Raw genomic sequence first — 731 nt, forward strand, 5'->3', positions numbered from 1 at the left:
TTTCGTCGTGGCAGAGGACCTGCAGGAACTCGATATGCCCGAGGTCACCGGCGCGGGCTTGGGCCAGGCGGGATTCGAGGGTCTGCAGCATCCCGGATAGCTTCAGCGTCCGCAGCGCTTGTTCCAGGGCGACATCGACGATCATGCCGATACCCCCTGACCGCGCTCGCCGTCCGCACCGTCGTCGTGGGCGAGGTCCGCGGCGGTGGTGTCCATGGCGGCGTTCGTGGCACGGATCGCGGCCGGGCTGTCCGGGTTGGGCAGCGCCAACACGTTCCGGAACAGCCGCGAAGGACCGTGCAGGAACGCTGAGGCGCCTCCATCGCCGCTGCTGGGCGGCAGTGGATCGGCTTCCAGGCCGGCGGCGAGGATGCCTTTGATGGTCCGATAGGACGGGTCGCCGAAGGCGATCGCTTTGGCGCACGCCAATTCGAGCCGCGCTTCGCTATGGCGGTCGGCCAGCCCGAGCACGCCCTGGGCGGCGCGCAGCCGGAACAACGCGTTTTCGCTGAGCAATTCGGCGATCACAGCGACGGTCGACTCGCCGATCTCTTCGGCTCGTTTGCGGCACCAGGTCGGGCCTTTCATAGCGAAGGCGATCCTTTTATTAGTTACGTGGAATCAATCCGAGGAGCTCGACGGCTCCGAATCTGACCACGGAACTGGGAGGCAGGCTTGGCGGCAATGGGGTTGGAGGAGAAGTGGCCAGTGCTTGGTCGGCACGAGCGGGC

The 731-nt window shown here is 66.3% G+C and carries 1 protein-coding gene and 1 pseudogene; both read right to left on the reverse strand.

The window, feature by feature from the left end; all coding sequences use genetic code 11:
* Positions 1-145 (reverse strand): annotated as a pseudogene (locus IU459_RS40615) (ATP-binding protein); the annotation flags it as partial.
* A complete protein-coding gene (locus IU459_RS40620; RefSeq protein WP_195134290.1) occupies positions 142-588 on the reverse strand; it encodes a hypothetical protein in 447 nt (148 codons plus the stop codon). The pseudogene IU459_RS40615 and the gene IU459_RS40620, both read right to left, overlap by 4 nt.
* Positions 589-731: the final 143 nt, after the last annotated feature.

This window comes from Nocardia amamiensis (genome assembly GCF_015477605.1).
Taxonomy (GTDB): Bacteria; Actinomycetota; Actinomycetes; order Mycobacteriales; family Mycobacteriaceae; genus Nocardia; species Nocardia amamiensis_A.